Origin of the sequence: Campylobacter sp. RKI_CA19_01116 (assembly GCF_025771405.1) — a bacterium.
In the GTDB taxonomy this organism is placed as follows: domain Bacteria; phylum Campylobacterota; class Campylobacteria; order Campylobacterales; family Campylobacteraceae; genus Campylobacter_D.
The window spans coordinates 214,204-226,557 of record NZ_JAKMQF010000002.1; the positions used below are offsets into that span (position 1 = coordinate 214,204).

Genomic DNA, 12,354 nt, shown 5'->3' on the forward strand with positions numbered 1-12,354 from the left:
TATGGCTAAAAAACATATTTTATTTGAATGTCAAGCTTGTGGAAATCAGCAAAGTAAATGGCTAGGCAAATGTCCTGAATGTGGTTCTTGGGATAGTTTTATTGAGCTAAAGCAAGAGCAAATTAAGGTTTTAAAAGAGTTAAATTCGCTCTCAAATACTCCAAGTTCTGCAGTATGTATAAATGATGTTATAGTAGAAAATTTCACTCGCATTAGCACTGATGATAATGAGCTTGATTTAGTTTTAGGTGGTGGGCTTGTTGTGGGCTCTTTGGTGTTAATTGGGGGTTCACCTGGGGTTGGAAAATCCACACTTTTATTAAAAATTGCTTCCAATTTGGCAAAAAGTGGTAAAAAAGTACTTTATGTAAGTGGAGAGGAGAGTAAATCTCAAATCAAACTGCGCGCAGATCGTTTGAATGCAAATTGTGAGAATTTATTTTTACTTACTGAACTTTGCTTGGAAGATATTTTAAGTGAGCTTTCTAAAAAAGATTATGAAATTTTAATTATTGATTCTATTCAAACTTTATATTCTAATAAAATTACTTCAGCAGCAGGTAGTATCACTCAAGTTAGAGAAATTACTTTTGAGTTAATGCGCTATTCTAAGGCTAATAATATTAGCACTTTTATCATAGGACATATCACTAAAGATGGGGCTATAGCTGGACCTAGAATTTTAGAGCATATGGTAGATGTGGTGCTTTATTTTGAAGGTGATGCTAATAAAGAAATAAGGATTTTAAGAGGTTTTAAAAATCGTTTTGGAAATATTTCCGAAGTTGGTATTTTTGAAATGACTCCTAAGGGTTTAATTAGTGCTAAAGACATAGCTAATAGATTTTTTACGCGTGGTAAGGCAGTAAGTGGTAGCGCTTTGAGTGTAGTGATGGAAGGAAGCAGAGCTTTAGTACTAGAAATTCAAGCCTTAGTTTGTGAGAGTGCTTACCCAAAACGCAGTGCAACAGGCTATGAAAAAAATCGTTTAGATATGCTCATAGCTTTACTTGAGAGAAAGCTTGAAATTCCTTTGGGACATTATGATGTGTTTATTAATGTAAGTGGTGGGGTGAAAATTAGTGAAACTGCGGCAGATTTAGCGGTGATTGCAGCGATTATTTCAAGTTTTAAAAACCGCCCTTTAAGCAAAGATAGTGTTTTTGTGGGTGAGCTTAGTTTAAATGGTGAGATTAAAGAAGTATTTTCACTTGATGTGCGTTTAAAAGAAGCTAAAATGCAAAAATTTAAAAATGCCATAGTGCCGGTTAAACCTATGGAAGAACTTGGTTTAAAATGTTTTGTAGCTAAAGAATTACGTGAGGTTTTAGAATGGATGTAAAATTTGATGTAATCATTATAGGTTCAGGACTTGGAGGCTTAAGCGCGGGTGCTTTTTTAGCTAGAAATGGTAAAAAAGTTTTAGTTTTAGAACAGCATTCTTTAATTGGTGGTTGTGCTACTTGTTTTAAAAGAAAAGGTGCTTTGATTGATGCGGGGCTTCATGAAATGGACCTAGGTGAAGCAAAAACTGATATGAAGCATTTGATTTTTGAAAAACTTGGTATAAAGAATAAAATTGAAATTTTACTTTTACCAAGTGCATGGAGTATTAAAAGTAAAAATTATAATCTAACTTTGCCTCATGGTATAGAAAACGTAAAAGAGGTTTTGAAAAAAGAATTTCCACAAGAAAGTAAAGGCATTGATAAATATTTTAAAGCTATAAAAACGCAAGCTTATGCTATTCGAAGGTTTCCTTGGGATTTAAAATTAAGTGAATTATTGTTATTTCCATTTAGCACTTCTTGGATATTTATCAAAAATAGATTGTTTAATAAAAAAGTTTATGATGTTTTAAATGCTTATATTAAAAATGATAAGTTAAAAAAGATTTTAAATGCAAATATGAGTTATTATCATCATGATAGTAAGGAATTTATTTTTAGTTTTCATGGCATTGCTCAAAAGCATTATTATGATGGTGGGGTATATATTAAAGGTGGTTCACAAGCTTTAAGTGATGCTTTGGCTGAGGTTATCAAAGAAAATCAAGGACAGGTTTTAGCTAAGGCTGAAGTTGTTAAAATACTCACAAAAGATCAAAAAGCTTATGGAGTAGAATACATTCAAAATAATCAAAAACACACCATCTATGCGCAAAATATCATTGCAAATTGTGATCCTTTAATCGTATATAAAGACTTGCTTAAAGATTTAAATTTAACCCAAGAAATCAAAGCAATAGAGTCTAAAAAGCGTGCTTGTTCTTTGGTAAGTGCTTATTTTATTTATGATAAAGATATTTCTAAAATTTATGAAAATATGGATTATTGTAATTTTATATTTGAAGATGATTTTTTAAATAGTTCATATGAAAATACTAATATTTTAAAACTAGATATCAAAAAAAGACCTATGGCTTTTGTGAATTATTCTAAAATTGATAGTGGTTTAGCTAGCGATAGATACATAGGTGTTGTAGCTTTTAGTTCAAATTATAATGAATGGGATTTAAATAAACAAGATTATAAAGCTAAAAAAGAAGAAGTATTAAAAGCTATAGTGCAAAGACTAGATGAGATATTTCCAAATTTAAGCTCACACTTAATCCATCAAGAATTAGCTACCCCAAAAACTATACAAAGATATACTAAAGCTTATGAGGGTGCAATTTATGGATTTTCTCAAGATCAAGAAGGGGTTAAATATAGATTGCATTATAAAAGTAAAAGTATACAAAATTTGTATTTTGCTAATGCTTTTATATTTCCTGGTGGTGGTTTTACAGGTGCGATTTTAGGAGGATATTTTTGCGCTAATAAAATGAATTTTCATTAAAATATAAGCAATTTTTTTTTATAATATTAGCTTTGAAATATTTATTCTGCTAAGGATTTTTAATGAAAGATTTATTTTTATTTAGTTCTTTTATAGATTCTAGTCACACCTTTGCATACTTTTTTCATTTGGGTATAGTGGTTGTGATTTCTTTGATTTTAGCAAAACTTGCTACAAGATCCATGCAAATTGTTCCAAGAGGTAGTCAGAATTTAGCTGAGGCTTATATGGAAGGCATTTTAAGCATGGGTAGAGATACCATGGGTAGTGATGAAGCTGCTAGAAAATATTTGCCTTTGGTTGCAACTATAGGTTTTATGGTGTTTTTTAGTAATATTATAGGAATTATCCCAGGTTTTGAAGCTCCAAGTGCTAGTTTAAATTTTAGTGCTTCTTTAGCTATTATAGTATTTGTGTATTATCATTTTGAAGGCATTAGAACTCAAGGATTTTTTAAGTATTTTGCACATTTTATGGGACCTGTTAAAATTCTAGCACCTTTAATGTTTCCTATAGAAGTGGTTTCTCATTTTTCAAGAGTTATTTCTTTATCTTTCCGTTTATTTGGTAATATCAAAGGAGATGATTTATTCTTAGCAGTTATTTTAGCTCTTGTGCCTTGGGTTGCGCCATTGCCTGCTTATATGCTTTTAACTTTTATGGCATTTTTACAATCTTTTATTTTTATGATTTTAACTTATGTTTATTTAGCAGGTGCAACTGTAGTTGATGAACATCATTAATTTTTAAAAAGCAAAAAATATTTTTTGCTTTTTTCTTTTTTAATATTCCTCTTTTATTCTTTTTTAAACTCTTTTTGAAATAAAAAACGCTAGAATAAACAAAAAATTCTAAGGAAAATTTTAATGTTTGAAGTTGTTATAGGACTTGAAGTTCATGCACAATTAAATACCAAAACAAAAATCTTTTGCTCATGTGCGACTTCTTTTGGAGAAAAATCAAATACTAATGTATGCCCAACATGTTTAGCTTTACCAGGTGCTTTACCTGTATTAAATCAAGAAGCAGTGAAAAAAGCTATAGCATTTGGAAAAGCAGTTAATGCAACTATAAATAAAAAAAGTATTTTTAATAGAAAAAATTATTTTTATCCTGATTTACCAAAAGCTTATCAAATTTCGCAATTTGATATTCCTATAGTGGAAAATGGTGAGTTATTTATCAATGTATATGGAGAAAATAAACGCATAGGTATCACTAGGGCTCATTTAGAAGAAGATGCGGGGAAAAATATACATGAAAGTAATTTTTCAAAAGTAGATTTAAATAGAGCAGGTACACCTTTGCTTGAAATCGTTAGCGAGCCTGAACTTAGAAGTTCTGATGAAGCAGTGGCTTATTTGAAAAAGCTTCATTCTATTATAAGATTTTTAGATATTTCAGATGCAAATATGCAAGAAGGTAGTTTTAGATGTGATGCCAATGTTAGTATTCGTCCAAAGGGTGATGATAAGCTTTATACTAGAGTGGAGATTAAAAATTTAAATTCATTCCGTTTTATCCAAAAGGCGATTGAGTATGAAGTAAAACGCCAAAGTGAAGCTTGGGAAGATGGAAAATACGATCAAGAAGTTGTGCAAGAAACAAGATTATTTGATACGGTTAATTTAGTTACTAGAAGTATGAGAGGCAAGGAAGATTCTGCTGAATATAGATATTTTCCTGATCCTGATCTTTTACCTGTAATTTTAGATGATGAAATGCTAAGTCAAGATATACCTGAACTTCCTGATGAGAAAAAAGCTAGATTTGTTAGTGAGTTAGGTATTAAAGAAAGCGATAGTGAAGTAATTGTTTCTTCATTAGAGCTTTGTAGATATTTTGAGTATTTAATTGATCAAAAATTAAATCCAAAACTTTGTGTTACTTGGCTTACAACTGAGTTAATGGGACTTTTAAAAGGTGAGTTAACTATAGAAAACTCACCTATAAAACAAGAAAAATTAGCTGTTTTAATCAAACGCATAGAAGAAGGTGTTATTAGTGCTAAAGCAGGTAAGGATATTTTAGCTTATGTGTTTGAAAATACAGAAGTTGAAATTGATAATGCTATTGAAAAACTTGGTTTAAAACAAGTAAGCGATGATGGTGCTATTGAAAAGATTGTTGATGAAATTTTAGCAAACAATGAAGATAAAGTAGCTGAATATAAAAGTGGTAAAGATAAACTTTTTGGTTTCTTTGTTGGTCAAGCAATGAAAGCAGGCAAGGGTGCGTTTAATCCTGCTAAGGTAAATGAAATTTTAAAAGCAAAACTTGGTTAAATATGAAAATAGCAGTTGTTGGTGCAGGAAAATGGGGAAGTGCTTTATATGATGTATTGAGCGTTAAAAATGAATGCGTAATAACTTCTTTTCACGAAAAAGATCTTTCTTATTTTGTTAGCACCAAAGAAGCTTTAGGGTATGAATATTTGGTTTTTGCTTTATATGCTCAAGGAATACATGAGTGGCTTGTAAATAATTTTAAAGATTTAAATCAAAAAATTCTTGTAGCTTCTAAGGGCATTGATTGCAAAAGTTTAAAATTTATGGATGAGGTTTTTGGTGAGTTCATAAGTAGTGATAGACTTTGTTTTTTAAGTGGACCTTCTTTTGCAAGCGAAGTGCTAGAGAAAAAACCTTGTGCTTTGGTTATTAGTGGTAAAAATCAAGAACTCTGTAATCAATTTGCGAGTTTTTTTCCAAACTATATTAAAACCTATACAAGTTCTGATGTTAAAGGTGCTGAAATTTGTGGTGCTTATAAGAATGTTTTAGCAATTGCAAGCGGAGTTTGTGATGGCTTAAATTTAGGCAATAATGCAAGAGCTTCTTTAGTCTCAAGAGGTTTAGTAGAAATGCACCGTTTTGGGCAGTTTTTTAATGCTAAAGAAGAAACATTTTTAGGACTTAGTGGGGCTGGAGATTTATTTTTAACAGCTTCAAGCAATCTATCAAGAAATTATAGAGTAGGTTTGAGTTTGGCTAGTGGCAAAAATATAAAAGATATTTTAATGGAGCTTGGAGAGGTAGCCGAAGGAGTGCAAACTGCTTATGCTATACATGCCTTATCAAAGCAATTTCAAATTTATACCCCGATTGTTAATGAAGTGGTTTTAATGCTAGAGGGTAAAAATGCTTGGGAATCTTTGAAAGATTTGATGTCATCAAAGGAGGAAATATCATGATTATCAAAAATGCAAAAATTTATGGTGAACAAGTACTTGATCTTAAAATAGAAGATGGAAAAATCACTCAAATTGCCAATGATTTAAATAATGATGAGTATATTGTTGATATAAAAGGCAAAACTTTGCTTCCTTCGTTTATTGATTTAAATGTTAGTTTGTTTGATAATGAATTTAGTATAGATAAATTATATGATCTTGAAAAAGCATGCTTAAAAGGCGGGGTAGGGACTATTGTTTTAAAAGATAGTTTAGAAGCTAACACTCAAGGCTATGCACTTTATTTTGATAAATTAAAATCTTTAGATATTAATGTTTTACCTACTATTAATGTATTAGATAAAACAGAAAAATTAAAAAATATTGCCACCTTAATTGATATGGGTGCAAAAGGCTTGGAACTTTCAAGTACTTTAGGTGCAAATTATTTAAGACAGTGCATGCAATATGCTAATATGAAATCAACTCCGGTGTTTTTAAAGTGTTTTGATGAGAGTTTTGATGATCATGGGGTGATGAATGATGGGCAAACAAGTTTTGAATTAGGACTTATAGGAATTAGTGATATAGCTGAGACTAGTGAAGTAGCAAAAATGAAAGAATTGGTGGAGTTTTATAAAAACAAAGCTTGTTTTAACTCTTTAGCAATTACAAGATCATTTGAATTACTACATGATCAATATAGTGAAATTTCAATCCATCATTTAATCAAAGATGAAAACGCTTGTGAAAATTTCAATACTCAAGCAAAAATTTTACCTCCACTAAGAGCAAAAAATGAATTAATAGGTCTTAAAAAATTACTTCAAGATAAAAAAATTACTTTCTTAAGCTCTTTGCATACTCCTAGCTCTAAAAAAGATTTAGCTTTTGATGAAGCAGACTTTGGAATTAATGCCATAGCTATGTATATGAGTTTATGTTTTACATATTTAGTAAAAGAAGGTATTTTAACTTGGAAAGAATTATGTGATTTTACAAGTTACAATCAAGCGCAATTTTTAGGATTAAACAAAGGTAAAATAGAACTTGGTTTTGATGCTGATTTAGTTGTATTTGAAGAAAATCTTTCTTTTAAAGGGGAGGGTTTATATGCAAATGATACCTTGCAAGGTAAGGTAGAAAAAAGCTTTATAGCAGGAAAAGTTTTTAGCTTTTGAGCTAAAAACTCTTATTTATTTTGCATAGCTTGTGCTACTTGAGCTGAGCTATTTCTAATTTTTTCCATACATTCTCTAGCTTCTTTGGCTAAATCCACACTTTGATTTACACCACTTAAACCATCTTTAATGCTTTGTACAACTTCAGCTGTTACATTTCTGATAGAATTAATGGTGGTAGTAATTTCATTTACTGAATGTCCAGTTCTTTCAGCTAGATTTCTAACTTCATCAGCAACCACAGCAAAACCACGTCCATGTTCTCCAGCACGCGCTGCTTCTATGGCAGCATTTAGCGCTAAAAGATTGGTTTGATCTGCTATATCACTAATAGTTTGAATGATATTTTTGATTTCTTCTGATTGTTCATTTAATGATGAAACTAAATTACTACTATTATTCATCATCTCGGCAATATTTTGAATATTTTGAACAGTATTTTCTATAACACTATCGCCTTCTTGTGTTAAATTATCATTTTGTTCTGCTAGTTCGCTAATGAGCTTTAGTTTTTCCTCATCTCTTACAACTTGCTCGGTAATATCTGTTGCAAATTTAATAACTTTATAAATTTCTCCATCATCATTTTTGATAGGATTATAACTTGCTTCTAGGTGGATTAGTTTATTGTTTTTACCAAAGCGTATAAATTTTCCTGATTGGAATTTACCACTTCTTAATTCTTCCCAAAAAATTGTATATTCTTTTGAGTTTCTAAACTTTTCTTCGCAAAACATACTATGGTGTTTTCCTTTGATTTCATTTAGTGAATAACCCATAGTTTGAGTGAAGTTTTTATTAGCATTTAAAATCTCTCCATAAGGATTAAATTCAATAATAGCCATAGAACGATTAGCTGCATCTATGGTATTTTTTAAATCAAGCATTTCATAGTGTCTTTGAGTAATGTCATTGGCGAATTTAATAACCTTATATACTTTGTTATTTTGATCTAAAATAGGAAGATAATTAGCTTCAAGATAAATGTCTTTTCCACCTTTTGCGATGCGTCTAAAAAGACCATTTCTTGATTTACCACCTTTTAAATCTCTCCAAAAATCAACATAGCGTTGAGACTTTACTACTTCAGGTAAGCAAAACATACTATGGTGTTTTCCTTTAATTTCATCTAGAGAGTAATTCATAGTTTTTAGAAAATTTTCATTAGCACCAATGATGGTCCCATCTGTTTGAAATTCTATCATCGCCATAGTTTTGCTAATAGCATTAAGTATATCTTGAAAAGCTTGATTAGATTGTTCTAATTGAATAATTTGCTCATTGATTTTTTTCTTATTGACAAACATGAATTTCCTTTATAAAAATAGCTTAAAATTATAAAGTGTTTTTTGAAATAAATAATTTGTTTGTGTTAGTTTTTTGTTAAATTAGAAAATTTTTCTTGCAAAGAAGTTCTGATTGAATCATTAATCTCATCACTATTCTTTAAGTATTGTTCATTAAGCTTTTCGAGCTCTTTTAAAAAGTCAAAAAGAGCTTCTTCCCACAAAGCATTGCTTTTTTTACTTAAATTCATAGTTTGAATATGGTTAAGCTTTCTGCTCATATCGCTTAAATTTTCCAAAAATTCATCTTTATTATTTTCATTTTGAAGTGTAAAAGTGTTTTGTAAAAGATTGTTTTTGATATTTCTTATTTCTTCGTTAATAAGATCACAAAATTCAGGATAGATATCATTTTTAATGGGTTCAAGTAAGGCTTGCTCATCTAATTTTAGTATATATTTTTTAATAGCAAAAAAAAGAATTAAAAAAGCCATTGCACTAATTAAGAGATAAAAAACCATTTTTTAAAATTCCTTAAATGGTGCGGTTAGCGAGATTTGAACTCGCACACGCTGAGCGCACCACCCCCTCAAGATGGCGTGTCTACCAGTTCCACCATAACCGCATAAAGCCCTAAAAGGGCTTTTGTGATTAAGCTGCTACTAATGCTTGGAATGGATTAGCATAAAGAGCGATAAGAGCAATAACAAGTGCATAAATAACCTGAGCTTCAATCATCGCTAAAGCAATAAACATAGTAGTCATTAATTTACCACCAAGACCAGGGTTTCTAGCAGTACCTGCTATAGTTGCTGCCGCAGTATTACCCATACCAATAGCACCACCTAAAGCTGCAACACCAAGTCCTAAACCTGCTGCTAAGATAGAAAAAGAAGCTAACCATTGATTCATAGAGCCTTCAGCAGCGAATGCAAAACCACTTAAAGCTAGCATTAAAAATACGATTTTTTTCATAGTATTCCCTCGATATAAAATTTAAATCCTTTCGGCTTGCGTATCCCTACTCGTGATTTATAAAAGCGAAATTATATATTAATATAGCTTTAAAATTATTGAAATTTAAATTAATAAGCATATTTTAAAATAAATTAAAGTTTTTTTTAGCTACATTAAATGTTTTTTATGTGTTTATAAAATTTAAGGTTATTTTTATGAATGATAAATTTTCTAAAATAGGCTTTGTATTAGCAGTGGCAGGTTCAGCCGTTGGGCTTGGAAATGCTTGGAAATTTCCAACTTTAGTAGGGCAAAATGGAGGCTCAGCCTTTGTACTTTTGTATTTATTTTTGACTTTGGGTGTAGGTTTTGTGATATTTTTAGCAGAACTTAGTATAGGAAAACTTAGTGAAAAAGATCCTGTAAATGCTTATTATACTTTAGCACCAAAACACAAAAGAGCTTGGTCTATAGTCGGTTTTTCTTTAATAGGCGCTATTTTGATTGTTTCTTTTTATAGTGTGATTATAGGATGGATTGTGAAGTATGCTTATTTTGGATTTTTTCCTTTACCAAAAAGCATAGAAGAAAGTAGCGCTATTTTTGGAAATTTACTTTCTAATGATGTTTTATCTCAATTTATATGTTTTACTTTTGTATTTATAGTTATTTTTTATGTAGTATCAAAAGGTGTTAAAAGTGGTATAGAAAAACTTAATGTTTGGATGATGCCAAGTTTATTTATACTACTTATTTTAATGCTTGGGTATTCTTTTAGTATGGATGGTTTTTCTAAGGCGAGTGAGTTTTTGTTTTCTCCTGATTTTTCTAAGCTTGGTGTAGGGGCGTTTTTGAGTGCTTTAGGACTTGCTTGCTTTTCTTTATCTATTGGAGTAGGTTCGATTATAACTTATTCTGCAAGTTTGCCTGATAAAACAAATTTTATTACAAGTACTATTAATATTATTATTATTAATATTATCATTGGTATTATGATGGGACTTATTGTATTTACTTTCATATTTGAATTTAATGGCAATCCAGCTCAGCAAGGTCCAGGTTTGATTTTTGTATCTTTAATGAGTTTGTTTTCAAATATTGATCCAATTGGCTTTTTACCTTTGGGAAATATTTTAGCCATAGCCTTTTTTATAGCTTTATTTTTTGCAGGGATTACTTCGGCAGTTTCCATGATAGAACCTTTAACTTTTTACTTAATTAATTCTTATAATTTTACAAGAAAAAAAGCTTTGATTTTTATAGCTTTCATTGTATATTTTTTAGGAAGTTTATGTATTTTATCAGGAATTGAGTGGAGTAAAGATTCTTTGGAATTTTTTGGAAAAAGTTTTTTTGATATATTAGATTTTATAGCTTCAAATTTAATGATGCCTTTGGGCGGGTTATTTGGTGCAATCTTTGTAGGCTTTGTACTTAAAAAAGAAGCTTTGCAAACTTTATTTTATCCTTATATGAGGGGTAAATACTTTGAGTGCTGGTATTTTTTTGTAAGATATATTTCACCTTTGGCGGTGATTTTAATCATGATAAAACAATTATTTTTTTAAGGTTAAAAGATGAATGAAAAATTTTCTAAAATAGGTTTTGTATTAGCAGTGGCAGGTTCAGCCGTTGGGCTTGGAAATGCTTGGAAATTTCCAACTCTGGTAGGTAACAATGGTGGTTCAGCTTTTGTAGTGGTGTATTTACTTTTAACCTTGGGTGTGGCTTTTGTGATATTTTTAGCAGAACTTAGCATAGGAAAACTTAGCGAAAAAGATCCTGTAAATGCTTATCATACTTTAGCACCAAAAAATAAAAAGGCATGGTCACTAGCGGGATTTTTTATGCTTGGTGCTATTATTCTAGTGTCTTTTTATAGTGTTGTGATAGGTTGGATAGCAAAATATGCTTATTTTGGATTTTTTGAACTACCTAAAGATACAAATGAAGCAGGCGCTATTTTTGGAAATTTACTTTCTAATGATGTTTTATCTCAATTTATATGTTTTACTTTTGTATTTATAGTTATTTTTTATGTAGTATCAAAAGGTGTTAAAAGTGGTATAGAAAAACTTAATGTTTGGATGATGCCAAGCTTATTTATACTACTTATTTTAATGCTCGGGTATTCTTTTAGCATGGATGGTTTTTCTAAAGCAAGTGAGTTTTTGTTTGTACCTGATTTTTCAAAATTAAGTGTTAATTCTATATTAGATGCACTAGGGCTTGCATTTTTTAGTATGTCTTTGGGTGTTTGTGTGATTTTAACTTACGCAGCAAGCTTGCCCGATAAAACAAATTTTATAAGTAGTGCTTTAAATATTATCATCATTAATACTATCATTGGCTTAATGATGGGGCTTATTGTATTTACTTTTATATTTGAATTTGGGGCTGATCCTACCCAACAAGGTCCAGGGCTTATATTTATATCATTAACAACACTTTTTGCAAAATTAGGATTTTTAGGAAATGTTTTAGCCATAGCCTTTTTTATCGCATTGTTTTTTGCAGGAATTACTTCAGCTATTTCCATGATAGAACCTTTTACTTTTTATCTTATAAATCGTTATCAAATTTCAAGAAAGAAAGCTTTGGTTTTTGTAGGTGTGATTGTTTATTTTCTTGGAAGTTTATCTATACTTTCTTTTTATCATGTAAGTGCGCCAAGTTTAAATTTCTTTGGAAAAAGTTTTTTTGATATTTTAGACTTTTTCATACAAAATTTATTAATGCCAATTTCTGCTTTAATTACAGCGTTTTTTGTGGGTTTTGTGCTTAAAAAAGAAGCTTTGCAAATTTTATTTCATCCCTTTATGCGTGGGGTGTATTTTGAAATTTGGTATATCTTTTTAAGATATATTTCTCCATTAGCAGTGATTTTAATCATGGCCAGACAGCTTTTTTTCTAAGGCAT

Annotated in this window: 11 protein-coding genes, 1 tRNA gene and 1 pseudogene; 8 read left to right on the forward strand and 5 right to left on the reverse strand. The window is 30.2% G+C overall.

Annotated elements, in window-relative coordinates; all coding sequences use genetic code 11:
- Nucleotide 1 precedes the first annotated feature (1 nt).
- The 6 genes from radA to L8U41_RS02555 all read left to right on the forward strand — a co-directional run bounded on the left by radA (nt 2) and on the right by L8U41_RS02555 (nt 7,191).
- On the forward strand, nt 2-1,342 hold the full coding sequence (gene radA, locus L8U41_RS02530) for a DNA repair protein RadA (protein ID WP_263727723.1): 1,341 nt from the start codon (nt 2-4) through the stop codon (nt 1,340-1,342).
- Nucleotides 1,333-2,841 (forward strand): phytoene desaturase family protein, encoded by a 1,509-nt coding sequence (locus L8U41_RS02535; protein WP_263727724.1) that lies wholly within the window; start codon nt 1,333-1,335, stop codon nt 2,839-2,841. Before radA ends, L8U41_RS02535 begins: the two co-directional genes overlap by 10 nt.
- 62 nt (nt 2,842-2,903) lie before the next feature.
- Nucleotides 2,904-3,584 carry a F0F1 ATP synthase subunit A gene (locus tag L8U41_RS02540; protein WP_039668715.1) on the forward strand — a complete coding sequence of 227 codons (681 nt, stop codon included), beginning with the start codon at nt 2,904-2,906 and terminating at the stop codon, nt 3,582-3,584.
- A gap of 123 nt (nt 3,585-3,707) precedes the next feature.
- Nucleotides 3,708-5,126: an Asp-tRNA(Asn)/Glu-tRNA(Gln) amidotransferase subunit GatB gene (gatB, locus tag L8U41_RS02545; protein ID WP_263727725.1), complete on the forward strand. Its 1,419-nt coding sequence runs from the start codon at nt 3,708-3,710 to the stop codon at nt 5,124-5,126.
- A 2-nt stretch (nt 5,127-5,128) separates the two neighbouring features.
- Complete coding sequence (locus L8U41_RS02550) at nt 5,129-6,031, forward strand: NAD(P)H-dependent glycerol-3-phosphate dehydrogenase (RefSeq protein WP_263727726.1); 903 nt, start codon at nt 5,129-5,131, stop codon at nt 6,029-6,031.
- Complete coding sequence (locus L8U41_RS02555) at nt 6,028-7,191, forward strand: metal-dependent hydrolase (protein ID WP_263727727.1); 1,164 nt, start codon at nt 6,028-6,030, stop codon at nt 7,189-7,191. The genes L8U41_RS02550 and L8U41_RS02555 overlap by 4 nt, the downstream gene beginning before the upstream one ends.
- Nucleotides 7,192-7,202: 11 nt before the next feature.
- Here L8U41_RS02555 and L8U41_RS07890 read toward each other — a convergent pair whose 3' ends face one another.
- The 5 genes and pseudogenes from L8U41_RS07890 to L8U41_RS02575 all read right to left on the reverse strand — a co-directional run bounded on the left by L8U41_RS07890 (nt 7,203) and on the right by L8U41_RS02575 (nt 9,452).
- Nucleotides 7,203-7,751: a methyl-accepting chemotaxis protein gene (locus L8U41_RS07890; protein WP_412175022.1), complete on the reverse strand. Its 549-nt coding sequence runs from the start codon at nt 7,749-7,751 to the stop codon at nt 7,203-7,205.
- A pseudogene (locus L8U41_RS07895) lies at nt 7,731-8,498 on the reverse strand (PAS domain-containing protein); the annotation flags it as partial. The pseudogene L8U41_RS07895 and the gene L8U41_RS07890, both read right to left, overlap by 21 nt.
- A 65-nt stretch (nt 8,499-8,563) precedes the next feature.
- Entirely contained in the window at nt 8,564-8,998 is a 435-nt protein-coding gene (locus L8U41_RS02565) for a hypothetical protein (RefSeq protein ID WP_263727729.1), read from the reverse strand.
- Nucleotides 8,999-9,016: 18 nt separating this feature from the next.
- Nucleotides 9,017-9,102, reverse strand: a tRNA-Leu gene (locus tag L8U41_RS02570).
- A gap of 26 nt (nt 9,103-9,128) precedes the next feature.
- Nucleotides 9,129-9,452, reverse strand: coding sequence for a F0F1 ATP synthase subunit C (locus L8U41_RS02575; protein WP_012661906.1), 324 nt, complete (start codon nt 9,450-9,452; stop codon nt 9,129-9,131).
- 197 nt (nt 9,453-9,649) lie between these two features.
- Between L8U41_RS02575 and L8U41_RS02580 the strand changes: the two genes are divergently transcribed.
- Both L8U41_RS02580 and L8U41_RS02585 read left to right on the forward strand, forming a co-directional pair.
- Complete coding sequence (locus tag L8U41_RS02580; RefSeq protein ID WP_263679154.1) at nt 9,650-11,002, forward strand: sodium-dependent transporter; 1,353 nt, start codon at nt 9,650-9,652, stop codon at nt 11,000-11,002.
- 9 nt (nt 11,003-11,011) lie between these two features.
- Nucleotides 11,012-12,349 carry a sodium-dependent transporter gene (locus tag L8U41_RS02585; protein WP_263727730.1) on the forward strand — a complete coding sequence of 446 codons (1,338 nt, stop codon included), beginning with the start codon at nt 11,012-11,014 and terminating at the stop codon, nt 12,347-12,349.
- The last annotated feature ends 5 nt before the right edge of the window (nt 12,350-12,354 follow it).

Coding starts and splice junctions, on each gene's coding strand:
- radA (WP_263727723.1), top strand. CDS start 2: ATGGCTAAAAAACATATTTTATTTGAATGTCAAGCTTGTGGAAATCAG.
- L8U41_RS02535 (WP_263727724.1), top strand. CDS start 1,333: ATGGATGTAAAATTTGATGTAATCATTATAGGTTCAGGACTTGGAGGC.
- L8U41_RS02540 (WP_039668715.1), top strand. CDS start 2,904: ATGAAAGATTTATTTTTATTTAGTTCTTTTATAGATTCTAGTCACACC.
- gatB (WP_263727725.1), top strand. CDS start 3,708: ATGTTTGAAGTTGTTATAGGACTTGAAGTTCATGCACAATTAAATACC.
- L8U41_RS02550 (WP_263727726.1), top strand. CDS start 5,129: ATGAAAATAGCAGTTGTTGGTGCAGGAAAATGGGGAAGTGCTTTATAT.
- L8U41_RS02555 (WP_263727727.1), top strand. CDS start 6,028: ATGATTATCAAAAATGCAAAAATTTATGGTGAACAAGTACTTGATCTT.
- L8U41_RS02565 (WP_263727729.1), bottom strand. CDS start 8,998: ATGGTTTTTTATCTCTTAATTAGTGCAATGGCTTTTTTAATTCTTTTT.
- L8U41_RS02575 (WP_012661906.1), bottom strand. CDS start 9,452: ATGAAAAAAATCGTATTTTTAATGCTAGCTTTAAGTGGTTTTGCATTC.
- L8U41_RS02580 (WP_263679154.1), top strand. CDS start 9,650: ATGAATGATAAATTTTCTAAAATAGGCTTTGTATTAGCAGTGGCAGGT.
- L8U41_RS02585 (WP_263727730.1), top strand. CDS start 11,012: ATGAATGAAAAATTTTCTAAAATAGGTTTTGTATTAGCAGTGGCAGGT.